The 25,050-nt window shown below is 68.3% G+C and carries 18 protein-coding genes and 1 tRNA gene; 7 read left to right on the top strand and 12 right to left on the bottom strand.

The annotated features are described in order from the left end of the window. Window positions 1-85 precede the first annotated feature (85 nt). The 9 genes from FA90_RS24980 to FA90_RS10020 form a co-directional block, all read right to left on the bottom strand. Complete coding sequence (locus FA90_RS24980; protein ID WP_051971677.1) at window positions 86-622, bottom strand: TssQ family T6SS-associated lipoprotein; 537 nt, start codon at window positions 620-622, stop codon at window positions 86-88. A 48-nt stretch (window positions 623-670) separates the two neighbouring features. Beyond that, on the bottom strand, window positions 671-1,954 hold the full coding sequence (locus tag FA90_RS10055) for a hypothetical protein (RefSeq protein ID WP_036168445.1): 1,284 nt from the start codon (window positions 1,952-1,954) through the stop codon (window positions 671-673). 118 nt (window positions 1,955-2,072) lie between these two features. Beyond that, entirely contained in the window at window positions 2,073-3,563 is a 1,491-nt protein-coding gene (gene dbpA, locus FA90_RS10050; RefSeq protein WP_081934078.1) for an ATP-dependent RNA helicase DbpA, read from the bottom strand. Window positions 3,564-3,675: 112 nt separating this feature from the next. Beyond that, window positions 3,676-3,930 carry a hypothetical protein gene (locus tag FA90_RS10045; RefSeq protein WP_036168444.1) on the bottom strand — a complete coding sequence of 85 codons (255 nt, stop codon included), beginning with the start codon at window positions 3,928-3,930 and terminating at the stop codon, window positions 3,676-3,678. Window positions 3,931-4,000: 70 nt separating this feature from the next. Then, a tRNA-Met gene (locus FA90_RS10040) sits at window positions 4,001-4,077 on the bottom strand. Between the two features lie 96 nt (window positions 4,078-4,173). After that, window positions 4,174-5,421, bottom strand: a complete 1,248-nt coding sequence (locus tag FA90_RS10035) for a class I SAM-dependent methyltransferase (RefSeq protein WP_036168443.1) — start codon at window positions 5,419-5,421, stop codon at window positions 4,174-4,176. 10 nt (window positions 5,422-5,431) lie between these two features. Continuing rightward, window positions 5,432-5,644: a hypothetical protein gene (locus FA90_RS10030; protein WP_036168441.1), complete on the bottom strand. Its 213-nt coding sequence runs from the start codon at window positions 5,642-5,644 to the stop codon at window positions 5,432-5,434. Between the two features lie 40 nt (window positions 5,645-5,684). Beyond that, the gene (locus tag FA90_RS10025) at window positions 5,685-9,479 is read right to left on the bottom strand and encodes an AAA family ATPase (protein ID WP_036168440.1); all 3,795 of its coding nucleotides are present in this window, start codon (window positions 9,477-9,479) and stop codon (window positions 5,685-5,687) included. Next, window positions 9,476-10,753, bottom strand: coding sequence for an exonuclease SbcCD subunit D C-terminal domain-containing protein (locus FA90_RS10020; protein WP_036168439.1), 1,278 nt, complete (start codon window positions 10,751-10,753; stop codon window positions 9,476-9,478). Before FA90_RS10020 ends, FA90_RS10025 begins: the two co-directional genes overlap by 4 nt. 138 nt (window positions 10,754-10,891) lie before the next feature. Between FA90_RS10020 and FA90_RS10015 the strand changes: the two genes are divergently transcribed. The 5 genes from FA90_RS10015 (at window position 10,892) to yiaA (ending at window position 16,843) form a co-directional block, all read left to right on the top strand. Then, complete coding sequence (locus tag FA90_RS10015; RefSeq protein ID WP_036168437.1) at window positions 10,892-12,127, top strand: winged helix-turn-helix domain-containing protein; 1,236 nt, start codon at window positions 10,892-10,894, stop codon at window positions 12,125-12,127. Window positions 12,128-12,322: 195 nt separating this feature from the next. Further along, complete coding sequence (locus FA90_RS10010; protein WP_051971676.1) at window positions 12,323-12,985, top strand: hemerythrin domain-containing protein; 663 nt, start codon at window positions 12,323-12,325, stop codon at window positions 12,983-12,985. Window positions 12,986-13,098: 113 nt separating this feature from the next. Beyond that, complete coding sequence (locus tag FA90_RS10005) at window positions 13,099-15,765, top strand: DUF349 domain-containing protein (protein WP_036168436.1); 2,667 nt, start codon at window positions 13,099-13,101, stop codon at window positions 15,763-15,765. Window positions 15,766-15,788: 23 nt separating this feature from the next. Next, complete coding sequence (gene moaE, locus FA90_RS10000) at window positions 15,789-16,292, top strand: molybdopterin synthase catalytic subunit MoaE (RefSeq protein WP_051972151.1); 504 nt, start codon at window positions 15,789-15,791, stop codon at window positions 16,290-16,292. Between the two features lie 110 nt (window positions 16,293-16,402). After that, window positions 16,403-16,843: an inner membrane protein YiaA gene (yiaA, locus tag FA90_RS09995; protein ID WP_036168434.1), complete on the top strand. Its 441-nt coding sequence runs from the start codon at window positions 16,403-16,405 to the stop codon at window positions 16,841-16,843. A gap of 60 nt (window positions 16,844-16,903) precedes the next feature. Here yiaA and FA90_RS09990 read toward each other — a convergent pair whose 3' ends face one another. Next, entirely contained in the window at window positions 16,904-18,211 is a 1,308-nt protein-coding gene (locus FA90_RS09990; protein ID WP_036168432.1) for a voltage-gated chloride channel family protein, read from the bottom strand. Window positions 18,212-18,426: 215 nt separating this feature from the next. Between FA90_RS09990 and clpB the strand changes: the two genes are divergently transcribed. Then, window positions 18,427-21,033: an ATP-dependent chaperone ClpB gene (gene clpB, locus FA90_RS09985; RefSeq protein WP_036168430.1), complete on the top strand. Its 2,607-nt coding sequence runs from the start codon at window positions 18,427-18,429 to the stop codon at window positions 21,031-21,033. A 138-nt stretch (window positions 21,034-21,171) separates the two neighbouring features. On the opposite strand, the gene FA90_RS09980 is transcribed toward clpB, so the two are convergent. Both FA90_RS09980 and FA90_RS09975 read right to left on the bottom strand, forming a co-directional pair. After that, a complete protein-coding gene (locus FA90_RS09980) occupies window positions 21,172-22,128 on the bottom strand; it encodes an IS1595 family transposase (protein WP_036168428.1) in 957 nt (318 codons plus the stop codon). 127 nt (window positions 22,129-22,255) lie between these two features. After that, window positions 22,256-23,212: an IS1595 family transposase gene (locus FA90_RS09975; RefSeq protein ID WP_036168428.1), complete on the bottom strand. Its 957-nt coding sequence runs from the start codon at window positions 23,210-23,212 to the stop codon at window positions 22,256-22,258. Between the two features lie 452 nt (window positions 23,213-23,664). Here FA90_RS09975 and aceA point away from each other — a divergent pair, with 452 nt between their 5' ends. Beyond that, window positions 23,665-24,969, top strand: a complete 1,305-nt coding sequence (aceA, locus tag FA90_RS09970; protein WP_036168426.1) for an isocitrate lyase — start codon at window positions 23,665-23,667, stop codon at window positions 24,967-24,969. Window positions 24,970-25,050: the final 81 nt, after the last annotated feature.

Below are 25,050 nucleotides of genomic sequence, written 5' to 3'. Positions count from 1 at the left end.
CGGCGATGTCATGGCTGCGAGCATGCGTGTACCCGCTGCGGCTGTCTGTTCGGCCGCGTACGCTCGCGGGCGAGCGCCGCGGACCTTATTGCCGCGTCGCAGCGGCCTGCTTGGCCTTGGCGAACACCGGTCCCCACAAGGGGTGGCCCTGTTCGCCGGCGTCGAGGTCGAACGACGGGTCCAGGCGCAGCGCCTTGTCGAAGCTCTGGCGGCATTGCGCAGTGCGGCCGGTCACGCAGTAGCTGAACGCGGTGTACTTGATGGCGGTCAGGCGTGTCGCCAGCGGTCCATTGTTGAGGTCGCGCGCGGACAGGCGCCGGATCGCGCCATCGAAGTCGCCCTCGTTGTACAGGCGGATACCTTCGCGCAGGCCCGACGATTCGCGCGGCGGCGCGTCCGGCTCGCGCCGGCTGGCCGACTCGCGCGCAGGCGCGGCCTCGCGTTCGAGCACGGCCGTGGCCTTCGGATGGCTGGCGGTGCGTGCGGGGCGCTGCTGGAACATCGGCGCATCGGCGCAGCCGGCCATCAGGGTGGCGGCGCCGAGCAGCAGCGCGGCCACGGAGGCAGACCGGCCGGCAACAGAACGTGCGGTGGCGGGACGGGGCGGGCGCTGGGGTTTCATCGTTCTCCGTAATCTTCTGGTTCTTGTCGATGGGGTGCGTCGACGGGGTCAGCGTGCGTCGTTGAAGTCGACCATGACCTGGCCGCCGCCGCGCGCGGTGTCGACTTCGAGCACACGGTCGGGGAAGGCCGGGTTGGTCACGCGCAGCGTGTGCTTGCCGGGCGCGAGGACCAGGCGCTTGACCGGCGGACTGATGCCGCGGTCGACACCGTCCACGTAGACCGCGCCCCAGGGCTGGATGCGCAGGCGGTAAGTGGCGCCGGCACCCGCGGCGGCGTTGGCGACGCCCCCATCCGCCGGCGGCCGGGTCGGGTCGACGGGCAAGGCGCTGCCGGCGCCGTCCGGACCGGAGACGGAGGTTCCGTCCGCTCCCGTGGTGCCGGCGCCAGCATTCGCCTCCGGCGACGTGGCTGGGGCCGAGGCGGCGGATGCGCCCGGCCCGCCTGGCGCGGCGCCCACGGCAGCCCCGGCGGCGGCCTGCGGCGCGGCCGGCGCGGCGCTCGCCGGCCCCGGCGCCTGCGCGTCCGACTGCGGCTGGTTCAGGACGATGTGGTCGAACGAGCCGGAGTCGCGCATGTCGGCGAACATCACCAGCGCGATCGCCACCAGCACGGCGGCGCCGCCGGCGGCGATTGCCCAGCGCTGCCGACGGCCCAGGCCGGGGCTGCGCCTGGCGAACGGTTCGGCGGCAGCGCTGGGCGCCGCCGCCGTTACTGGTGCCGCCGCAGTTGTGGATGATGCCGCAGTTCCGGGCGCTGTGCCGGCTGTGCCGGGGGTGGCCGCAGCTGGCGCCGCCGGTCCTGGAACCGCGCTCGAAGCCGCGTCATCAAGGAATGGTGCGGCCGGCTTGGCGCCCGCCGAGGCGCTCAGCGAGACGATGCCGAGGATCTCGCGCAGCTGCGCGATGCTCTGCGGCCGCTCGGCCGGGTCGGGCGCCATGCAGCGGTCGACCGCGGTGAGCAGCGAATCGCTGTAGCCCTCGAGCGCGCGCCCGCGCAAGGGGCCGCCCGGCAGCAGCTCGCTCGTGATCGCGTAGTGGACGACGCTGGCCAGCGCGGTGAGATCGTCGGCCTCGCTCTTGACGGCATCGTCGTCGGCCAGGTCCGGCGCCAGCAGCGGCTCGCCATTGTCGTGGAAGACGATGGTGTCGGGCGTAATGGCGCGGTGCGGCATCTGCATCGCGTATTGCAGCTCGAGCGACTGCAGGATCTGGCGGAATATCTTCCGGCACCAGACCTCGTTGACGAGCTCGGGGCTGTACTCGACGATGTCGCGCACGCTGCGGCCCTCGAGGCTTTGTGGTTCGTTTCCGATCGTAGATAGGCTGGTCATGTTGGCACGACTTCGTAGGCTCGTTGTTGCCAAAATCATGCCAGATTTACACGGGCGATGCCCGGTGTGAACTCAACCGTGCGCGCCTGTTACAGTTGTTACAGGCGCGCGGGTCGGCTTACTCACGGGCGGCGTCCGCGAAACCGTCGTCGTGGTCGTCTTCGAAGGCATCGCCCGGGCTCGCCGGGTTGGCGTCCTGGATGTCGACGAAGCGCATCTTGAAGCTGCGCCCCTTGAAGTTGCCGAAGTCCGGCCCGAGCCGGTTGCCGGCGTTCAGGCGCGCGAACGCGGCGTCGGCCACGCTGCGCTCGAGCGCGACGTAGCTGGCGAACTCGAACACCTGGATCTTGCCGACCTGGTCCTTGGCCAGGCCGGCGTCGCCGGTCAGCGCGCCCAGGATGTCGCCCGGGCGCAGCTTGGCCTTCTTGCCGCCGGCGATGCACAGGGTGCGCATCGGGGCCGGCGCGACCGAGGCCGCGTCGACGGCTTCGGGCAGGGCGTGCCAGTCGGCGTTTTGATCCTGCAAGTCTTCGATCAGGCGCACGAAGCGCTTTTCGTTCGGCGCCGACAGGGTCAGGGCCAGCCCCTGTTCGCCGGCGCGGCCGGTGCGGCCGATGCGGTGCACGTAGACGTCGGGCGTCTTCGGGACGTCGACGTTGATCACGGCCGCCAGCGAAGCGATGTCGATGCCGCGCGCCGCGACGTCGGTCGCGACCAGCACGGTCGCGCTGCGGCCGGCGAACAGCACCAGCGTTTCGTCGCGCTCGCGCTGTTCCATCTCGCCGTACAGCGCCAGCGCCGCGAAGCCCTGAGCGCGCAGATGCTCGACCAGTTCGCGGCAGCGCGCCTTGGTATTGCAGAAAGCAATCGCCGAGGCCGGCTGATACGTGCGCAGGAGACGCGCGACCGCATCGAAGCGGCCGTCGAAACCGATCTCGTAGAAGCGCTGCTCGATCTGGTCCTGTGCGTGCGCCTGGGCGGACTCGACCGCGACCTCGAGCGGATCGTTCAGGAAGCGTGCGGTGGCCGCGCGGATATCGTCGGGGTAGGTGGCGGAAAACAACAAGGTCTGGCGATATGTCGGGCACGCGTGCACGATGGCGGCGATCTCGTCGTAGAAACCCATGTCGGTCATCCGATCGGCCTCGTCCAGCACCAGCGTGCGCAGGCGCGACAGGTCGAGCGTACGCTTCGACAGGTGGTCGCGCACCCGGCCAGGCGTGCCGACCACGATGTGCGCGCCGAACTCGAGCGTGGTGATCTGCGGACGCATCGGCACGCCGCCGGTCAGCACCACCACCTTGACGTTGCCGATGCCGCGCGCCAGGCGGCGCAGCTCATTGGCGACCTGGTCGGCCAGCTCACGGGTCGGGCACAGCACCATCCCCTGCACCGCGAACAGCGTCGGGTTGAGTTTTTGCAGCATGCCGATGCCGAACGCGGCCGTCTTGCCGCTGCCGGTCTTGGCCTGTGCGATCAGGTCGCGGCCTTGGAGCGCCGGCGGCAAGGTCGCGGCTTGCACCGGCGTCATCTGCGTGTAGCCCAGTTGGGCGAGGTTGTCGAGGAAACGCGGCGCGAGCGGCAGCGAGGAAAAGGCGGTATCGGGCATCATGATTGTAAAGCTGCTCCAAAGTGGGCATGGCTGGGCACGGCGACGAAGACAGTGCCTTTTGCACCGCGAGGCGCTGCAACGGCGCCATGCACGGTTCGGGGCAGCTTATTTATTTGGCAGGCTGCCAGATCGGCAGGCCTGTCAGGTCGAGGCTGGGATCGTGCTTCCACATCGGCAGGCCGGTCACGTCGGTGTCGGCCAGGTCGAGCAATTGCAGCTGTTCCTGCTTGGGCGCCGCACGGCGTGGACGGCGTTTGGTTTCCGCGGCTGGCTGAGGAGAGGGCGAGACGGGGTCGCTGTCGACGCGCTCGGCCGGCTCGAAGCCGAGGAGGTCGATGGTCGCGTTGTCTTTCTTGTCTCTCATGCGCTGTGCTGCGTCGGCCCAATAAACAAAAGCCCGGCTCCTTCGAGTCGGGCTTTCATCGTACTGTATCTGGTTGCGGGGACAGGATTTGAACCTGTGACCTTCGGGTTATGAGCCCGACGAGCTGCCAGACTGCTCCACCCCGCGTCTGAGGAACGTATTGTAACGCGAATCGGCTGGGAGCGCAAATCGGCGTTGCATGAGCGCTCAGCGGGCAGCTCAGGCGGCAACCCAGCCGGCAACTCAGCCGGCTTCGGGCGCCGCCGCGCGCAGCCGCCACAGCGAGGTCAGCTCGACCATGCGCGCCGCGGCGAGCGGATCGTCCGGATCGCTCGCCTTGGGATGGGCCGGGCGGATGTCGTGACGTCCCGCCACCGCCAGCCCGGCCGCTTCGATCCAGCCGAGCAGTTGTTCGCGCGAGCGCAGGCCGAGGTGCTCGGCCAGGTCGGACAGGATCAGCCAGCCTTCGCCGCCGTCCAGCAGGTGGTCCTTGAGTCCGGCCAGGAAGCCCTTGAGCATGCGGCTATCCGGATCGTAGATCGCGTATTCGATGCTCGAGCTCGGTTTGCCCGGCAGCCACGGCGGATTGCACACCACCAGGCCGGCGCGACCCTCCGGAAACAAATCGGCGCGCACCACCTCGACCTGGGCGGCAAGCCCGAGCCGTTGGATATTGTCGCGCGCACAGCCCAGCGCGCGCGCGTCCATGTCGGTCGCGACCACGCGCTGCAGGCCGCGCCGCGCCAGCACCGCCGACAGCACGCCGGTGCCGGCGCCGACGTCGAAGGCCAGCGTCGCGCGCGCGGGCACGGGCGCCTGCGCGACCAGCTCGACGTATTCGCCGCGCACCGGCGAGAACACGCCGTACCAGGGATGGATACGCTCGTCGAGCGCTGGAATGAACACGCCCTTGCGGCGCCATTCGTGCGCGCCAACCAGGCCGAGCAGTTCCCGCAGCGACGCCACGTAGGCCTCGCCGTGGGCGCTCCCGGCGGCGCCGTCGTGCGCACCGGACCGGGCATTGTCCTGGGCATCGTCGTGTCCGGGTGCGGCGGCGCCGTAGGCTTCGAGACAGGCTTCGCGCACGTCGGGCGCCCGGCGCAGCGGAATCGTGTGGTCGGCCTGGAACGGAATCAGCAGCATCGCCAGCGTGCGCGCGCGCTGCAGCTGAGCAAGACGGTGGCGGTGGAACTGCTCGGTGAGCGTGCCGGCCGGCTTGCCGGCCTTGCGTTTGCCGCGGGGACTCTTGTGATCGATCCGGCGCACCAGCGCCTGCAGCAACTGGCGCGCATTGTGGAAATCGCCGCGCCAGAGCAGGGCGGTGCCGTCCAGCGCCAGGCGGTAGGCCGCATCGGCGGTCATGGTGTCGTCGGCGACCACCACTTTTTTCGGCGCCGGCCAGCCGCTCTCGGAGCGCCAGCGCGCCGAGCGCTGCTCGCCGTCCTCGATCCAGTGGATGCGCGCCGCGCCGGCGCTCACGTCGTTCGTCATCGGACGCCGATCAATGGTGGTGGTGCGAGTGCAGCTCGTTCGACTCGACGAAGGCCTTCACGGCGTCCGGGTTGCCGGTTGCGTAACGCTTGATTTCGCCGCACGCGCAGATGCCCTGGTAAGGCAGGATGTGCGAGCAGGCAGAGGCTTGTTGCAGGGTGACCTTGACCGGCTTGGCGCATTTGGCGCACTTGAAGGTCAGGAAGCGGGCGGGTTTGGACATGGTCGTATTGAATGGTCAATGCTTGGGAAAGGCGCGCATTTTAGCACTGCACCGTGATTGCGCTGCTGCCGCCGCCGGCCGGGCGCACCAGCACCTTGGTCGCGATCCGCTCGGTCATTTCCTGCACGTGCGAGATCACGCCGACCTTGCGGCCGAGCGACTGCAGCGCGTCCAGCGCGTCCATCGCCACACCCAGCGTTTCGCTGTCGAGGCTGCCGAAGCCCTCGTCGATGAACAGCGACTCGACCTTGACCCGGTTCGACGACAGCGACGCCAGGCCCAGGGCGAGGGCCAGCGAGACCAGGAAGGATTCGCCGCCGGACAAGGAATTGACCGAGCGGACCTCGCCGCCCATGTCCTGGTCGCGCACCATCAGCGCCAGCGACGGGCCGGCGCTGCTGGCCACGCGTTCCAGGCGATAGCGGCGCGCCAGCTGGGCCAGGTGGGTGTTGGCATAGCCGAGCAGCACGTCGAGGGTGAATTGCTGGGCGTAGTTGCGGAATTTCTTGCCATCGGCCGAACCGATCAGCTCGGCCAGCTTGGCCCAGCGGTCTTCGATCGCGCGCTGGCGCTCGATCTCGCCCATCATCGCGCGTGCGCGTTCGCGCCGGCCGTCGTCTTCGCGGATGCGCAGCGCCAGCGAAGTCGCCGCGCCGTTGGCGGCGTCGCGTTCGGCCTGGGCGCTGCGCAAGGCCAGCGCGGCAGCCTCAACACCGGACGCGGCGCCGGCGCTCTCGCCCTCCCGGCGCGGCGGCGCATCCTGGCTTTCGTGGCGCTCGCGCTGGGCGCGCCGTTCGGCCAGCACGGCCCCGGCCTGGCGCGCCGCGGCGTCGAGTTCGAGCAGCGCCGCCCGTTCCTGCGCGATCCAGCCGGCGCCGACCTGCAGCAAGGCAGCCAGGCGCTGTTCGTTGTCGACCGCTTCCAGCTCGGGACCGGCCTCGAAGTCGAGGATCCACTGCGCCAGGCGCTCGCCGGCCGTGGCGAGCTCGCCCTGCAGGTCGCCGATGCGGCCGGTGGCCTGGGCCTGGGCGGCGCGCACCCGTGCCTCGGTCTGGGCCGCCTGCAAGCCGGCGGCCTGGCAAGCGTGGACACCGTCGCGCGCCACGGCCACAGCCGCGAGCAGGCCTTGTTCGACATCGCGCGCCGGACGGCCCTCGAACAGCTGGGCGCGCGCCTGGCGATGCTCGGCCAGGCCGGCGTCCAGGCGCGCGAATTCGGTCTCGGCCTCGCTCAGGCGCACACCGGCTTGCTCGACCTGCGCGAGCAGGGCGCTGTGTTCGGCTTCGAGCGTGCCGATCGCACCCTGCAGCTGGGCCAGGCGCGTGGCTTGCGCGGTCCAGGCGCGCGCCTCGCCCGCGCGCGCGTCGCGCCAGCCGGAAGGATCGCGTTGCCAGTGGGCCTGCCAGCCGTCGCCGCAGCAGTTCGACAGTACCGCGTCGAGCTCGGCCAGCAGGGCGGCCAGCGCGCCTGCCGCCGCCTCGCGCCGGGCGCCGAGGGCGGCGATGTCGGCTTCGGTGCGCGCGAGCAAGGTCTGCGCTGTTTGCGCAGCATCGAGCAGGCGTGCGTGCTCGGCGTTGGCCTGGTCCCAGGCCTGCTGGGCGGCGTCGCGCGCCAGCACCGCGCGCTGCAGTTGCGCGTCGCGCGTCTCCAGCGCTTCGAATGCGCCGCGCAGCGCCGTTTGCTGGGCGGCGAGCCAGGCGCCGCGCTCGCGCTCGCCATCGTCGTCGCCGGGCGCTTGCGCAGCAAGCGGGTTCTCGTCCCACTCGGCTTCGAGCTGGTCCAGGGCGCCGGCGGTGCCTTCGCGCTCGCGCGCCAGCATCGTGAGGCGCTCGCCGGCAGATTCGAAGGCGGCGCGCGCGTCGGCCTGGGCGTTCAGGTTGGCGCGCTGATCGAGGCGGCGCTGCCCCAGGTCGGCCGACAGTTCCTCGAGCAGCGCGTGCAGGCGGTCGTCCTGGTGGCGGTAGGGATGCTCGAGCCCGCCGCACACCGGGCAGGCTTCGCCGTCGACCAGGGTCGCCCGCATTTTCTCGACACCATCGGCGCAGGCCAGCTGGGCGACCTTGAGCGAGCGCTCGGCCTGGGCCACGGTGGCATCAAGGGCCATGCCCGCCGTGCGCGCCGCGTCCAGGGCGGCTTCCGCGCTGGAGCGCGCCTGCGTGGCTTGTCCCGCTTGCGCATCCAGCTCGGCGATGCGGGCGCGGCTGGTGCGCAGCGCCTGCCAGGTGTGGTCGAGCGAAGCCAGCCGTTCGCGCCGTGTGTCGAGGGCGCGCCGCTCGCTGCGCAGGGCGTCGGCGTCGATCTGGGCCAGCGCGTCCGTTGCGTCGCGGCGCGCGGCCTCGCGCGTTTCCAGCAAAGCGATCGAGGCGGCCAGCGCGTGCGCGGTGCGCTGCGCCGAGCCGGCCGCCTGTTCGGCCCCGGCCTGGGCCGCATGCAGGGCCTGGGCGCTGGCCGCGTCCTGGCGCGCCGCATCGTGCGCCTGCGCCAGGCGCTGTTCCCAACGCGACCATTGCGTCGCCAGCGCTTCCTGCGCGCGATGCGCATCGAGCCAGGCGCCGGCCTCGTGCAGGGCGCGCCGGCTGGCCTCGAGCTCCGCACTCTTGGCCTGCGATACCGTGCGCGCCTGCAAGGCTTCCTTGCGCAGGAGGTCCAGGCCTTGCGCCGCTTTGGCGTGGGCGGGGGCCAGCGTCGCCAGGGTGGCGTCGAGCGCCTTGGCCTGGTCGAGCTGGGGCGCCGCCGAGCGCTGCGCGTCTTCGGCGGCCTCGAACCTGCGCTCCGCCTCCATCAGCGTCTGCGCGGCCTGCCGCTGGGCCTCGAGAGCGCGCGCGAGGTCGTGCTCGCCGGCTGCAAGCTGGGCCTGCACCTGGCGCAGCTCGCCCTGCAGGCGGTTCAGATCGGCGAACAGGGTCCTGGCCGGCTGCACCGCGTCCAGCGTCGCCAGGTGGCGGCGCCGCTCGCCGGCGGCGTCAAGCCGAGCCACGGCGCCGGCCAGCGCGCCCTCGGCCTGGCCTTCCGCTGCGCGTAGGCGTTCCAGGTCCTGGTGCCAGCGCAAGGCGCGCTCCAGTTCGGCGCGCTGCGCCTCCAGCCTGGACAGCTCGGCCTGCGCGGCCGCGTGCTGCTCGTCCAGCAGCGCGCGTTCGTCAGGCGCCAGCGGCGCGGCGTCCTGCAGGCGGGACGTGAGGCGCCGCATCGCTTCCTGTTCCTGGCGCCAGCGCTCGAAGGCGCGGCGCGAGATGTCGCTGTAGACGGCGCTACCGGTCAGCGTTTCGAGCAGCTCGCCGCGTTCATTCTCGTCGGTGCGCAGGAAGGCCGAGAACTCGTTCTGGGCCAGCAGCACCGAGCGCGTGAACTGTTCGAACGAGAGGCCGATGCGCCGTTCGACTTCGCCCAGCACCTCGGTCTTGGTGCCGCCCAGCGGCTGCAGCTCCGGCAGCTGGTGCAGGCTCATGGTGGAAGGCTGCAGGGCGCCGGCGGCGCGGTTGCGCGATCGGCGCACGCTCCAGCGCGCGCGGTAGCGGCGCTCGTCGTTGCCGACGAAGTCGACTTCGGCGAAGGCGTCGGCGGCGCCGCGGCGCAGCAGGGTGCGGCGGTCGCCCACCGACAGCGTCTCGTCGCCCACGTCGGGCAGGTAGTTGCCCACGCGCGGCCCCTTGATCAGGCGCGGCGTGGCGTCGTACAGCGCCAGGCACAGGGCGTCGAGCAAGGTACTCTTGCCGGCGCCGGTCGGCCCGCTGATCGCGAACAGGCCGGAGGAAACCAGCGGCTCGGACTCGAAATCGACCTCGAACTCGCCCGCCAGCGAGGCCAGGTTCTTGCCGCCGATGCGCAGGATCCTCATGCGGCCTCCCGCTTGCCGTCCGATGGCAGCAGCAGCTCGGCAAACGCCGCCATCTGGTCGTCCGGGGCGCCTTCGCCGAAGCGCTGCTGCCACAGGCGGCGGAAGATGTCGTCGGGCTGCAGCTGGGCCAGCTGGTCCAGGCTCAGCGCCGGTTCGATGCCGGGCGCGGTCTGCACGCGCCGGGTCGGCTCGATCTTGGCCAGGCGCACCGGTTTGCCTTCCAGCGCCGCCTCGACCTGGGCGCGCAGTCCGGGCTCGGGGCCATCCAGCAGCACCCGCACTTCGAGGTAAGGCTGCTCGTGCAGCGGCCGTTCGGGCAGATCGAGCCCGACCAGCTCGGCGATCGCCTGCTTGAGCGGCGCCGGGCTGGCGGGCACGCGCAGCAGATCGACCGCGCGCGGCACCGGCAGCGGCGTGATCGCGCTCGCCCGGCTGCCGTCGAGGTCGATGCGCAGCACCTGGTGCTGGTAGTTGACTTCGGCAAAGGACAAGGGCAGGGGACTGCCGCAGTAGCGCAGGTGTTCCTGCTTGCCGACGCGCTGGGCCAGGTGCAGGTGGCCCAGCGCCGCATAGGCGATGCTCGGGTCGAACATCGAGGCCGGCAGCGCTTCGGTGCCGCCGATCACGATGCGGCGCTCGGAGTCGGGCGAGGAATCGCCGCCGACCATGTGGCAATGCCCCATCGCCAGGATCGCTTCGCCGTTGGTCGCCTTGCTGCGCGCCAGGGCATAGGCCTGGCTGTAGAGCAGGGCGATGCCATGCAGGTAGGCGTCGAACACGTCGCCGCCCGGCGCCCCTTGCGCGCCCTGGGCCTGCGGCACGCGCGGCACGTCGCCCGGACGCAGGAAGGGAATCGCCACGCACCAGGCTTTCACTGCGCCGTCGCGGCCGCTCAAAGGCACCAGGAAACGCTCCAGGTCGATCGTGCCGTCCGCGTCGCGCACCACGTGGCCGACCACCCGCGTGCCGTGCGCTTCGAGCAACGGCCCCGGCGCCTCCAGGCGGCCGGGCGAATCGTGGTTGCCGGCGATGATCACGATGTCCAGCCCGGGCGAGCGTGCTTGCGCTTCGCGCAGGAAGCGGTACAGCTGGCGCTGCGAGGCGGCCGAGGGGTTGCTGTTGTCGAACACGTCGCCGGCGATCAGGAGCGCGTCGGCCCGCTCGGCCACGATGGTGTCGAGCAGCCAGTCGAGGAAGCGTCCGTGCTCGTAGGTCCGCTCGAAATTGTGCAGGGTCTGGCCGAGATGCCAGTCGGAAGTGTGCAGCAGCCGCATATCTGATTAAGTTAATGCAACGAAGTGGGTGGGCCAGGGCGCCAAATATAGCGCAGCTGGCCGCGATACTGTAAAAAAAACCAGTGTTTTTCTCGGCTTTGCATCCAAATGTTGATGCAACGTCATTAGAATGTCGTAATGAGCGAACCAATCCTTACGCACAATGCCGCGCGCGCCATGCACCTGGCCGCGCAAGGGATGTTGCAGACGCGCCGCGCCCGCGCGACCATATCCGACGTCCTGGCGGCGATCCGGCGCATGGGCGTTTTGCAGATCGACACCATCAGCGTGGTCGCGCGCAGTCCGTATCTGGTGCTGTGGAGCCGTCTCGGCGACTACGACCCGGCCTGGCTCGAGCAGCTGCTGGCCGAGGGCAAATTGTTCGAATACTGGGCGCACGAGGCCTGCTTCATCCCGATCGAGGATTATGGCCTGTACCGGCACCGCATGGTCGATGCGGGTTCGCTCGGCTGGAAGGCGGGGTCGAGTTGGGCGCGCGCCCAGCCCGGGCACGTCGAGCAGGTGCTGGAGCACATTCGCGCCAACGGCCCGGTGCGCGCGGCCGATTTCGAGCGCGTCGATGGAAAAGCGGGCGGCTGGTGGGAATGGAAGCCCGAAAAGCGCTCGCTCGAAGTGCTGTTCACGTCCGGCCGGCTGATGATCGCGCGGCGCCAGAATTTCCACCGCGTGTACGACCTGGCCGAGCGCGTGCTGCCGGACTGGGACGACAGCCGCACGCCGCCGATCGAGACAGTGCGGCGCGAATTCGTGCTGCGCGCGGTGCGCGCGCTCAGCCTGGCCAAGGCGGCCTGGATCCCCGACTACCACCGTACCCGTCCGCCGCATTTCGATCCGCAGCAGCTGGTGGATGAGGGCTCGCTGCTGCGCGCGCGCGTGGACGGCTGGAGCGCGCCGGTGTTCGTGCATCCCGAACACGCCGGCCTGCTCGAACGCGCCGCCGCTGGCGCCTTGACGCCGACCGTGACCAGCCTGCTGTCGCCGTTCGATCCGATCGTCTGGGACCGCAGGCGCGCGCTCGAGCTGTTCGATTTCGACTACCGGCTGGAGTGCTACACGCCAGCGGAAAAGCGCCGCTACGGCTACTTCACGCTGCCGATCCTGCGCCGCGGCGCGCTGGTCGGGCGTGTCGACGCCAAGGCCCATCGCAAGCGCGGCGTGTTCGAACTGATCTCGGTGACGCTGGAGCCCGGCGTGCGCGTGAGCGAAGGGCTGCTGCGCGACCTGGCCGGCGCGGTGCTGCGCTGCGCGCGCTGGCATGGCTGCGGACAGGTCGAGCTGACCCGGACCACGCCCGACGGCGTGCGCCCGGCCCTGCAGGTGGCCCTGGACGCCTTGGCCCCCGGTTTGTGCTAGATCAAACGCCGCCCCGGCACCCCTCCTTACACTAGCTTTTCCTTCAGGCCGACGACAAGCAAAATCCGAGTGCCCATCGGTATCTTTACGGTGCGGTGCGCCCCTCAGGCCTGTTCAAACATGTCCCTTCAGGTGCCTGCACCGTGCATGCCGTACGGTCGTGCTTTGTTGGCGGAACAATTGTGTGGAGACGGAATGCTGACATCGACGTACACCCTGGTCGCCCTCTCGATCGAGCAGACCGCCGTGCGCGCGGCGCTGCAGGCACTGGCTGACGAATTGCGGGCGCTGCCGGGCGACTACGCTACCGTGGCGGCCGGCCGCGCGGCCCAGCTGTGCGCCGCGCTGAGACGCGCCGTCGACGATTGCCACTGGCGCAAGCTCGACAAGTTCCTAGTGCCCGTGTTGCGCAACAGCAGCCGCGCCGCGGAAAGCCTGCTGCAGGATCTCGAGAGCTTGTCCGCGGGGGCATCGGCCTCGATGGCGCAGGCCGAAGCCTGCGTTGGCGCCGGCGATCGTCCGGTCGAGCGCGAACGCTTTTGCGGCGCGGTCGAGGCCTGTATCGCGGCCTTGCGTTTGCGTCTCGAACGCGAGGAGGATGAGCTGTTCCCGCTGGCGCGCGGCACGGTCGGCGGGGATGCCTGGTTCGCGATCGCCAACCAGATGCTGGCGCACGACGCCCATGCACAGGAACGCCGCGGCCACGGCGCCCGCGGCGGGCATGGCGCGCATGGCGTGCCTGTGCCGGCCAGGCAGGCACGCGGACGCCATGGCGTGGCCGACGGCGGCGCGCGTTTCGAGCGCGATTCGCCGCATCCGGACGGGTGGCGTCATCCAAACTTGTCGATCGTAAATTAGCAATCGGCAAGGGATGTGTGACGCGGACATCGCCTCCCGCACGCGCCCGTCCGGCGGCGCGAGGCCATCAGGGTTCTTTGTTATGATGGCGATTTTGGAAGTGCGATTTCATCATGTTCGAGTTCCTATTCAAGCGGCCGGGCGACAAGCCCGGCGACAAGCCGGCCGCGGATGGAGCCGGCGCGGGAGCGCAAGCCGAACCGGCGGCGCCCGCATCCGCTTCGCAGCGCGCGCTGCAAGCCGAACGGCTGAGCCATATCCAGGGCGACGAGGGGGCCGCGGCGGAATTCATCCTGCAATGCGAGTTCTCCGAACTGCGGCTGACCGCCGCCGAGTTCATCCATCGTCCCGACCTGCTCGAACGCGTCCATACGGCGATGCGCAACACCGATCGCCGCGTCGCCAAACTGATGCAATCGCGCCTCGATGCGTACCGCCATCACGAAGCCGAGCTGCGGCGTGCCCAGGCCGCGGTCGAGCAGGCCCAGGCGATGGTGCAGGACGAACTGCTGACCCCGAACCACGTCGCCGACCTCGACCGCAGGTGGTCGGTGATCACGGCGCCCGAGCTGGACGGAACGTACCAGGCGGCGCGCGCCGCGCTGGGCCAGCGCCTGGAAGCGCAGGTGGGCTTGCAGCGCGCCATGATCGACCGTCTGGCCGCGCTGCGACGGCTGCCGCTCGAGTCGCTGCCGGCGAACGAGCTGGCTGCGCGCCTGGAAGCGCTGGCCCGCGAACAAGCCGAGGCCTTGCGCGCGCCCGAGCGTGCGTCGCTGCCGAAAGGGCTGGTGGCCGAGTTCGGACTCGAGCACCAGAAGCTGCTGGCCAGCCTGCATGCGATCGAGGCCGGCCAGGCGGCGCAGGCCGCGCGCGAAGCCTTCCTGGCCGAGCAGCAGGGCAAGCCGGTGGCCGAGCTGCAGCCCGACGCGCTGCGCCGGGAATGGAACCGCTTGCCGGCGCTGCCGGCTGGCGGCGCGGCCGGCGCGGCCGGCGATGCTTCGAGCGCCCTGCAGCGCCGCTTCGACGAGCTGCTCGCCAGCCTGCCCCAGCCCGAGCCGCGCAAGCCGAAAGAGCCGAAAGAGCCGCGTGAACCCAAGCCGGCGCGGCCGGCGCAGGAGGGATCGCGACCGGACGACGCGCGCCAGGATGGGACTCGCCAGCGCGGCGCCGACCAGCAGTTCATCGACAACATGGATGCGATGGAAGCGGCCCTGCAGCAGGGTTCGCTGGGCACGGCGGCGGAACTCGACAAGGCCTTGAAGGAAGCGCGCGAAAAGGATCATGGGCACGGCGTGCGCCTGACGACGCAGCAGGCCGACCGCCTGGCCCATCTGCGCGCCGAACTCAAGCGCCTGTCGGACTGGGCGCGCTGGGGCGGCAACGTCTCGCGCGAGGAACTGATCAAGAACGTCGAAGCCTTGCCGACCCAGAACCTGGCGATGAGCGAGCTGGCCAAGAAGGTCGGCAGCATGCGCGATCGCTGGAAGGCGCTCGACAGCCTGTCCGGCGCCGCGCCCAAGAGCCTGTGGGAACGCTTCGACGCAGCCTGCACCACGGCGTATGCGCCGGCGGCGGCCCACTTCAAGCACCTGGCCGATGAGCGCCACGGCAACGCCGCGCGCGGCGAGAAGCTGGTCGAGGAAGCGCGCAACGAAATCGCCCGCCTGCAATCGGGCGAAGCCGACTGGAAGCACGTGGCCGGCACCGTGCAGCGGCTGCGCCTGGCCTGGAGCCACCTGGGCGCCATCGATCGCAAGGAAAAGAAACGTCTGGACGGCCTGTTCACCGATGCGCTGAACGTGCTGCAGGCGCCGCTCGAGCAACAACGCAAGACCGAGATGGCCAAGCGCGAGGAGATCATCGAGCAGGCCGCGGCGATCGATCCGCACGACCGCCACGCGATCGACACCATGCGCGCGCTGCAGCAACGCTGGCAGGAGCAGGCCCGTGCGCTGCCGCTCGAGCGCAAGGCCGAGCAGGCGCTGTGGCAACGCTTCCGCGCAGTCTGCGACGGGGTGTTCCAGCGCCGCAAGGAAACCATGCATGAAGCCGACATCGAGCGCCGCGCGCACGAGGCCGCCAAGGAAGCGATCAGCGCGCGCCTGGAAGCGGCCGCGCCCGACGTCACCGCCGCCACCGCCGGCAAGCTGCTGCGCGATGCGGCCGCCGAGTGGCAGGCGATCGGCCCGGTCCCGCGCGCGCACGAAGCCCGGGTCGAGAAGCGTTACCACGCCGCCGTGGCGGCGGTCCAGCAGCAGCTCGACCAGGCGCGCCGCGCTGCCGGCATGGCCCAGGCCGGTCTGGTGCGCGACAAGCTGCGCCTGGTGCAGGAGCTCGAGGGGGCGGTCGCCGCGCCCGACTCGCCGCAGGATACCGACTGGGAAGCGCGCTGGCGCGCCTTGCCGGCCCCGGATGCCGAACTCGAGCGCGTCCTGCGCGCCCGTTTCGATGCAGCGCTCGGCGCCTTGCAGGCAGGCCGCGAGGCCTACGCCCAGCTGTTGGAGCGTAACCGCGCGCCGCTGCTGCACGACCTGCTGCGCATGGAGATCGGTGCCGGTATCGACAGCGGTCCGGAGTTCGCGCGCGAACGTCTCAAGCTGCAGGTCGAGGTGCTGCAGTCTTCCTTGAAGTCGGGCCAGAAGGGCAGCGGCGGCAAAGCCGAGCAGGGCGGCCCGGCGGCCCAGCTGCGCGCGCTGTGCGCCACGCCGGCGCTGGTCGACGCGCGCACCGCGTCGCGCATCGATCAACTGGTGCTGCGCCTGGGCAGGGAGGCCAAATGACCGAAGCGTCCGTTCAACCCGTCATGCAAGCGGTGACGCAAGCGCTTACGCCGGCCTTCAACGAGGTCCGGGTCCAGGCCGCCGACTTCGACCTGGGCGCCGAGCTCGCACGCCTGCGCGCGGGTGACGCGCGCGTGGGCGCGGTCGTTTCGTTTGTCGGCACGGTGCGCGACATGAACGACGGCGACTCGGTTGCCGAGCTCGAGCTGGAGCATTATCCGGGCATGACCGAGCGTTCGCTGGAAGACATCGTCGCGCAGGCGCGTGCGCGCTGGCCGCTGTACGGCGCGCTCGTGATCCACCGCATCGGGCCGATGAAGCCGATGGAGCAGATCGTGCTGGTCGCGGTCAGCGCCGCGCACCGTGGCGAAGCCTTTGCCGCCTGCGAATTCATCATGGATTACCTCAAGACCGACGCGCCGTTCTGGAAGAAGGAACAAACGCCCGGCGGCGCCCGCTGGGTCGATGCGCGCACCAGCGACGACAGCGCCAAGGCGAAATGGGCATCGGTTCGAGGTTCGGCCTGAAGCGAACTGGCGCAAGCCGGGCTTTCTTCGCTTGAATATTGCTGCCTCGCATCAAAACCGCAGTCCGGCGTTCGCGCGACACGCTGGCTTTCTTTTAACAGGAGGGTCAGATGAGCGAGCAGCGCACTATCGCAGTACAACGCCCGAGCGGCGCCTTCGTCGGCGCGGCCTGGGCGGCCCTGGTCACCGGCTTGGGGGCCTACCTGATCGGCTTGTGGAACGCCGCGATGGCGCTCAACGAGAAAGGGTATTACCTGACCATCCTGCTGTACGGCAGTTTCGCTGCCGTCTCCCTGCAAAAGACCTTGCGCGACCGTGCCGAAGGCCATCACGTGACCGGCATGTACATGGGATTGTGCTGGGTTTCGCTGATCGGTTCGGTGCTGCTGCTGGCGATCGGCCTGGTCAACGCCGGCCTGACGCTCAGCGAAAAAGGTTTTTACGCGATGTCCTTCGTGCTCGGCTTGTTCGCCATCACGACGGTGCAGAAGAACGTGCGCGACCTGGCCGCAATCGACACCCCGCTCGCGCGCAGCGCCGATCCAGCTTGAGAAGCGTGGCCCGCCGCGGCCATGCACCCGGCGCGCCATCCGCCGCGATGGCGCGCCGCCTCATTTGCCCTGCCGATGCTGGCGCTGCTGCGCCGCCCACTCACCTAGCCTGAGATGTTCCGGCGCCGCATGCCGGTAGCCCAGCTTGCCTCGCCCGATCCGCTGCGAGCGGTAGATGCCGGTATGTCCCGAGCACAGGTAGCTGACCACGCAGGCCAGCGCCGCGTACACGCCGATTTCGCCGCCGAACAGTTCGATCGCCATCAGCGTCGATGCAAGCGGCGTGTTGGCCGCCCCTGCGAACACCGCCACGAAGCCCAGGCCCGCCAGCAGCGGGAACGGCAGATGCAGCAGCGGCGCCAGCGCATTGCCGAGCGTCGCGCCGATGTAGAACAGCGGCGTGACCTCGCCGCCCTTGAAGCCGCTGCCGAGCGAAGCGATGGTGAAGGCCATCTTGGCGGCGAAATCGTAGGGCGCCAGCGGCTGCAGGAAAGCGGCCTGGATGGTCGGGATGCCCAGGCCGATGTAGCGCTCGGCGTGCAAACCCAGGGCCAGGCCCGCGACGACGATGCCGCCGACGAAGGGCCGCAGTGGCGCATACACGATATGCCGCTTCATCCAGGCGCCCAGCGCGTGGGTGCATTCCGCGAACAAGCGTCCGGCCAGGCCGAACAGCGCCCCCGCCACCAGCACCGCCAGCAGCGGCCACGGCGCCAGGGCAGGGACGGCGGCGATGGCGTAATGCGTGTGATGAACGTTGAGGATCGGCTCCCACAGCAGGCATACCTGGTCGCCCAGCAGCGCCGCGGCCACGCAGGGCAGCAGCGCGTCGTAGCGCATGCGTCCGATCGCCAGCACTTCCAGGCCGAAGATCGCGCCGGCCAGCGGCGTACCGAACACCGAGGCGAAACCGGCGCTGATGCCGGCCATCAGGATGATGCGCCGGTCTTCGTTCTTGAGCTTGAGCAGGTGGGTCAGCTGGTCGGCCAGCGCGCCGCCCATCTGCACCGCCGTACCTTCGCGCCCGACCGAGGCGCCGAACAGGTGCGATACCACGGTCCCGCCCAGCACCAGCGGCGCCATGCGCAGCGGGATGGTTTTTTTCGGATCGTGGATTTCGTCGAGCAGCAGGTTGTTGCCGGCTTCGACGCTGCTGCCGAACTTGAGGTAGAGCCAACCGACGCCAAAACCCGCCAGGGGCAACAGCAGCATCAGCCAGCGGTTGGCGATGCGCGTCGCGGTGGCCCAGTCGAGGGCACACAGGAACAGGCCGGAAGCGCTGCCGGCCAGCGCGCCGACCAGCAGGGCAAGCAGCAGCCACTTGGCGACATAAAACGGAATAGACAACGGGAGAGACGAAGCGCTCATGCATGTCCTTTTGATGACAAACCGGGATGGGAACCCTGGTCATGCGATGCGCCGGCGATTGCCATCTCCTTTGAATATTATAGCCCAGGCAACTGATGATCCAAAACCTAAGCCTGCCCTAAGCTGGGGTCATGTTTCCGATCTTGAAAAGGTGGTACTTCACCCCTACGTTGGTTGCAATCGAAAATCCAACCTAATAACTAGGGGCAAAGAATATGCGACAAGATAAATTGACGACCAAGCTCCAGGAAGCGCTGGCGGATGCCCAGAGCCTGGCGGTCGGCAACGACAACCAATACATCGAACCTGTGCACCTGCTGTCGGGCCTGTTGAACCAGGACGACGGCGGCGCCCGTTCGCTGCTGCAGCGCGCCGGCGTCAACGTCGGCGGCTTGCAGAATGCATTGCGCGGCGCCCTCGAGCGCCTGGCGAAAGTCTCGGGCAACGGCGGCGACGTGCAAGTCGGCCGCGAACTCGTGCAGCTGCTGAACCTGGCCGACCGCGAAGCGCAAAAGCGCGGCGACCAGTTCCTGTCCAGCGAAATCGTGCTGCTGGCGCTGGTGGATGATAAATCCGACGCCGGCCGCCTGGCGCGCGAACACGGCTTGACCAAGAAGGCGCTCGAGTCGGCGATTTCCGCCGTGCGCGGCGGCGAATCGGTGAATTCCCAGGACGCCGAAGGCCAGCGCGAAGCCCTCAAAAAATACACGCTCGACCTCACCGAACGCGCCCGCATGGGCAAGCTCGACCCGGTGATCGGCCGCGACGACGAGATCCGCCGTGCGATCCAGGTGCTGCAGCGCCGCACCAAGAACAACCCGGTGCTGATCGGCGAGCCGGGCGTGGGCAAGACCGCCATCGTCGAAGGCCTGGCCCAGCGTATCGTCAACGGCGAAGTGCCCGATTCGCTCAAGGGCAAGCGCGTGCTGTCGCTCGACATGGCGGCCCTGCTGGCCGGCGCCAAGTTCCGCGGCGAATTCGAAGAACGCCTGAAATCCGTGCTCAAGGAACTCGCCCAGGACGAAGGCATGACCATCGTCTTCATCGACGAGATCCACACCATGGTCGGCGCCGGCAAGGCCGAGGGTGCGATGGACGCCGGCAACATGCTGAAACCGGCGCTGGCGCGCGGCGAGCTGCACTGCATCGGCGCGACCACGCTGGACGAGTACCGCAAGTACGTCGAGAAGGACGCTGCGCTCGAGCGCCGCTTCCAGAAGATCCTGGTCGACGAGCCGAGCGTGGAGGCGACCATCGCCATCCTGCGTGGCCTGCAGGAAAAGTACGAGCTGCACCACAAGGTCGAGATCACCGACCCGGCGATCATCGCCGCGGCCGAGCTGTCGCACCGCTACATCACCGACCGCTTCCTGCCCGACAAGGCGATCGACCTGATCGACGAGGCGGCCTCGAAGATCAAGATCGAGATCGACTCCAAGCCGGAAGTCATGGACAAGCTCGACCGTCGTCTGATCCAGCTCAAGATCGAGCGCGAAGCCGTGCGCAAGGAAACCGACGAGGCGTCGCAGCGCCGCATGGAGCTGATCGAGGAAGAAATCGCCAAGCTCGAGCGCGAATACAACGACTTCGAGGAGATCCTGAAAGCCGAGAAGGCGACCGTGCAGGGCACGACCCACATCAAGGAAGAGATCGAGCGCATCCGCCAGCAGATGGAAGAGGCCAAGCGCCAGTCGAACTGGCAAAAGGTCTCGGAACTGCAGTACGGCCGCCTGCCCGAGCTGGAAAAGCAGCTCAAGCAGGCCGAGGAGTCCGGCGACAAGGTCGAGGCTGAAAAACCGCGCCTGCTGCGCACCCAGGTCGGCGCCGAAGAGATCGCCGAGGTGGTGTCGCGCGCGACCGGCATTCCGGTGGCGCGCATGATGCAGGGCGAGCGCGACAAGCTGCTGCACATCGAGGACGAGCTGCACAAGCGCGTGGTCGGCCAGGACGAGGCGATCGAAGCCGTGTCCGACGCGATCCGCCGTTCGCGCGCGGGCCTGGCCGATCCGGACCGCCCGTACGGTTCCTTCATGTTCCTGGGCCCGACCGGCGTCGGCAAGACCGAGCTGTGCAAGGCGCTGGCAAGCTTCCTGTTCGATACCGAAGAGTCCTTGATCCGCATCGACATGAGCGAATTCATGGAGAAGCATTCGGTGGCGCGCTTGATCGGCGCCCCCCCGGGCTACGTCGGCTATGAAGAGGGCGGTTACCTGACGGAGGCTGTGCGCCGCAAGCCCTACAGCGTGATCCTGCTGGACGAAATCGAGAAGGCGCATCCGGACGTGTTCAACGTCCTGCTGCAGGCGCTCGACGACGGCCGCATGACCGATGGCCAGGGCCGCACGGTGGACTTCAAGAACACCGTGATCGTGATGACCTCGAACCTCGGTTCGGGCAAGATCCAGACGATGGAAGGATCGGACCCGGCGGTGGTCAAGCTGGCCGTGATGGCCGAGGTGCGCGGCCACTTCCGCCCCGAGTTCATCAACCGTATCGACGAGATCGTGGTGTTCCATGCCTTAGACGAGAAGAACATCGGATCGATCGCCCGCATCCAGCTGCGCAACCTGGAAGGCCGTCTCGAGAAGATGGAGATGAAGCTCGACCTGAGCGAGGAGGCGTTGCAGAAGATCGCGGAAGCCGGTTTCGATCCGGTGTATGGCGCCCGCCCGCTCAAGCGCGCGATCCAGCAGCAGATCGAGAATCCGCTGTCGAAGGCGATCCTGTCGGGCCGCTTCGGTCCGAAGGACACGATCCGCGTCGGCGTGAATGGCGGTCAATTGACCTTCGGCGAAGAGGCGACGGTGGAACTGGCCAAGTAACTTACCAGATACGTCAGCCAGACGCTTGTCGCCCCGGCAATAGGCCGGGGGCAGGTGTCGAGAAGCGCCCTGTCAGGCAATCCTGGCAGGGCGTTTTTTTTGGCTGTGTTCGCGTTAAGTCGACGTTTGCGGATGCCTCTACTGAGCTTGACGTACCGCAGCACACAGCCATTGCGCTGGTGTCTCCAATTCGTGTGCATCGAGTAACCGCTGCCAGCCGGAATAGTTCGCCAGGTAACGGCTGGCGACACCCTTGAAGCGCATCAGCCAGCTTTTGAAACGGCTGTGCCAGCCATTGACGTTCTGGAGATGAATGGCGCCGCGTGCACGCCGGCCCGCGCGCAGGTTGACGGGCGCGTGCGTGATCCCGGTCTCCGCGGCGAAGCGGGCATACGCCGCTGCACTGTCGCTGATCAAGAGCACGTCGGGAGAAAGCACGGGTGTCAGGCGCGAGCGCAATTGTGCTGCCGTCACGGGACCGCGGCCGGTATGAAAATCCAGCGTCAGGCCGTTGCGATCGCGCACCACGAGCAGGCAGTCGTGCTCGCGGTTGATGCCGCGCCGGCTGGCCGCGCCGCCGCGTCGCCGGGGCGGTCGCGTCAACTGGCGCGCGCCCTTTTGCGATTCGAGGCGATAGGTTTCGTCGGCTTCGACGATCGCCGACAACGTCGACGGCCGATGGCGCGCGGCGCCCGGTCCCAACCGGTGGCGCCAGCGAAAACTCGTGGTTCGGTGCACGCCGGTGTCGCGCGCGGCCTGGCGTACGGTACGCGACTCGAGCATGCACTGAAGATAGGGCAGCCAGCGCTCGCGCTTGCGCAGCCGCGCCAGCGGCGTGCCGGTGAGGGCATTGAAAGAGCGGGCACAGCCGAGGCAGCGAAACCGTTGCAAGCCGCTGGCGCGGCCGCAGCGGTGCAGCCGCACAGCGCTGCAATGCGGACAGGCCCGGCCTGCCGCGGCTGCTTCGACCAGCGCCAGGCACTCGGTCGGGTCGCGGATGCCGGCGATCCAGGCGCGCAATTGCGCCAGCTCGCTGCTGGACAATGTTGCGCCAGAAAGCAGGGCGAACAATTCGCTGAAGGTGGGCCGTTGCATCGTCACTCCCGATGGGCTAACTCGACAATGCGTAAGACTTCGGCAACGCCGTTTGGTTCACTTAACTAACGCGAACACAGCCTTTTTTTTGGCTGTGTTCGCGTTAAGTCGACGTTTGCGGATGCCTCTACTGAGCTTGACGTACCGCAGCACACAGCCATTGCGCTGGTGTCTCCAATTCGTGTGCATCGAGTAACCGCTGCCAGCCGGAATAGTTCGCCAGGTAACGGCTGGCGACACCCTTGAAGCGCATCAGCCAGCTTTTGAAACGGCTGTGCCAGCCATTGACGTTCTGGAGATGAATGGCGCCGCGTGCACGCCGGCCCGCGCGCAGGTTGACGGGCGCGTGCGTGATCCCGGTCTCCGCGGCGAAGCGGGCATACGCCGCTGCACTGTCGCTGATCAAGAGCACGTCGGGAGAAAGCACGGGTGTCAGGCGCGAGCGCAATTGTGCTGCCGTCACGGGACCGCGGCCGGTATGAAAATCCAGCGTCAGGCCGTTGCGATCGCGCACCACGAGCAGGCAGTCGTGCTCGCGGTTGATGCCGCGCCGGCTGGCCGCGCCGCCGCGTCGCCGGGGCGGTCGCGTCAACTGGCGCGCGCCCTTTTGCGATTCGAGGCGATAGGTTTCGTCGGCTTCGACGATCGCCGACAACGTCGACGGCCGATGGCGCGCGGCGCCCGGTCCCAACCGGTGGCGCCAGCGAAAACTCGTGGTTCGGTGCACGCCGGTGTCGCGCGCGGCCTGGCGTACGGTACGCGACTCGAGCATGCACTGAAGATAGGGCAGCCAGCGCTCGCGCTTGCGCAGCCGCGCCAGCGGCGTGCCGGTGAGGGCATTGAAAGAGCGGGCACAGCCGAGGCAGCGAAACCGTTGCAAGCCGCTGGCGCGGCCGCAGCGGTGCAGCCGCACAGCGCTGCAATGCGGACAGGCCCGGCCTGCCGCGGCTGCTTCGACCAGCGCCAGGCACTCGGTCGGGTCGCGGATGCCGGCGATCCAGGCGCGCAATTGCGCCAGCTCGCTGCTGGACAATGTTGCGCCAGAAAGCAGGGCGAACAATTCGCTGAAGGTGGGCCGTTGCATCGTCACTCCCGATGGGCTAACTCGACAATGCGTAAGACTTCGGCAACGCCGTTTGGTTCACTTAACTAACGCGAACACAGCCTTTTTTTTCGCCCTCGACCGTCATCGCTCGGTGCTCGAGTCAGCGCTGCGAACGCATGCCCATGGCATCGATGTGCGCAGCGATACCTGACGATGAAGACCGCGCTTCCGGCCGCGGTCGCTCATCCATTTTCCATATCGCGAAATGTAATTCGCCAGCATGAAACGTGCGCGAAGATACCATGTACCGACCCTCCCATTTTGAGAAACAGTCTCCCGCATCATGAAAAAAGAAACACAAGGTATTGATTCGTAAAGAAATAAAAATCCTCCTGTGTCTTATATAAGAGTGGTGGTGCGATGTGCGAACAGGCCTATGATTTCTCTAACGGCTTTCACATCAACTCAGCTTTTTCAATCAGGAGGACATCATGGCAACTCGTGAACAACAAATCGCCGCCTTGCAACACGACTGGGAGAGCAACCCGCGCTGGCAGGGCGTGGTCCGCAATTACAGCGCCGAGGACGTGATCCGGCTGCGCGGCTCGGTGCAGATCGATCACACGCTGGCGCGCCGCGGGGCCGAGAAGCTGTGGACGCTGATCAACGACGAGCCCTACGTCAATGCGCTGGGCGCGCTGACCGGGAACCAGGCCATGCAGCAGGTCAAGGCCGGCCTGAAAGCGATCTACCTGTCCGGCTGGCAGGTCGCCGGCGACGCCAATTTGGCCGGTGAAATGTATCCGGACCAATCGCTGTATCCGGCCAATTCGGTGCCGATGGTGGTCAAGCGCATCAACAAGGCCTTCCAGCGCGCCGACCAGATCCAGTGGTCCGAGGGCAAGGGCGACCTCGATTACTTCGCCCCGATCGTCGCCGATGCGGAAGCCGGCTTCGGCGGCGTCCTCAACGCCTTCGAGCTGATGAAGTCGATGATCGAGGCAGGCGCCGCCGGCGTGCACTTCGAAGACCAGTTGGCCTCGGTCAAGAAATGCGGCCACATGGGCGGCAAGGTGCTGGTGCCGAGCCGCGAAGCGGTCGAAAAGCTGAACGCGGCGCGTCTGGCCGCCGACGTGATGGGCACCCCGACCCTGGTGGTGGCGCGCACCGACGCCGAAGCGGCCGATTTGCTGACCTCGGACGTCGACGCCAACGACAAGCCGTTCTGCACCGGCGAGCGCACCGTCGAGGGGTTTTTCCGCGTCAAGCCGGGCGTCGAGCAGGCGATTTCGCGCGGCCTGGCGTATGCGCCGTACGCCGACCTGGTCTGGTGCGAGACCGGCAAGCCGGACCTGGCCTTCGCCAAGCGCTTCGCCGACGCCATCCACGAGAAATTCCCGGGCAAGATGCTGGCCTATAACTGCTCGCCCTCGTTCAACTGGAGGAAGAACCTGGACGACGCCACCATCGCCAAGTTCCAGAAGGAGCTGGGCGCGATGGGGTACAAGTTCCAGTTCATCACGCTGGCCGGCTTCCACGCGCTGAACTACAGCATGTTCAACCTGGCGCACGGCTATGCGCGGCGCGGCATGTCGGCTTTCGTCGAGCTGCAGGAAGCCGAATTCGCCGCCGCCGACAAGGGCTTCACCGCCGTCAAGCACCAGCGCGAAGTCGGCACCGGCTACTTCGATGCCGTGACCCAGGCGATCCAGCAGGGGCAGAGCTCGACCACCGCATTGCATGGATCGACCGAAGACGAACAATTCTTCGATTCGCAAGAGAAGAAGGTCGCCTGAACCTGAACCTGGACCACGAATTAAGCCGCAGCGTGCAGAAGCCGCTGCGGCTTTTATTGTCTTTAATTCCCGGCGATTTGG

Origin of the sequence: Massilia sp. 9096 (assembly GCF_000745265.1) — a bacterium.
In the GTDB taxonomy this organism is placed as follows: domain Bacteria; phylum Pseudomonadota; class Gammaproteobacteria; order Burkholderiales; family Burkholderiaceae_D; genus Telluria.
Note: the sequence above shows the minus strand (reverse complement) of the source record. Positions and strands in the feature narration are given on the sequence as shown.